The 454-nt window shown below is 63.4% G+C and carries 1 protein-coding gene; it reads left to right on the top strand.

Annotated elements, in window-relative coordinates; all coding sequences use genetic code 11:
* Positions 1-83 precede the first annotated feature (83 nt).
* Positions 84-454, top strand: a 371-nt coding sequence (locus KPG66_RS16800) for a hypothetical protein (RefSeq protein WP_237071587.1), incomplete at its 3' end; no start/stop codon positions are given.

Below are 454 nucleotides of genomic sequence, written 5' to 3'. Positions count from 1 at the left end.
TCATCGCCGCACGGACGCGGCTGGATATCGGTGCAAGCAGGCTGAGCGGAGCGGGCCGTTTGCGGTCCGACGGCGATTTAAACTTGGCGCTGCAGCAGGACTTTGACAACGAGAACGAAGTGACTGCCAACGGCCATGCCGTCGTTCGCACGGAGGGACAACTGACCAACCGCGGTGTTCTTCAAGCAGGCGAGCTCGAAGTACACGGCGCGCAGATCGACAATACCGTCGGTGGCCGGATCAACGGGAACCGCGTGGGGATGTCCACCGGGGGCAAGCTGTCTAACCGTGGCCTAATTGACGGAGCGCAGTCGCGCATCGAGGCCGACGCGGTGGACAATGTCGGCCCGGGCCGTCTCTACGGTGATCAACTTACGCTGCAGGCCAACACCGTTGACAATCGCCAGGAGGACGGCCAGGCTGCGGTCATCGCCGCACGGACGCGGCTGGATAT

The organism is Mycetohabitans sp. B2 (genome assembly GCF_021733735.1).
In the GTDB taxonomy this organism is placed as follows: domain Bacteria; phylum Pseudomonadota; class Gammaproteobacteria; order Burkholderiales; family Burkholderiaceae; genus Mycetohabitans; species Mycetohabitans rhizoxinica.
This window is presented reverse-complemented; position numbering and strand designations above follow the sequence as displayed.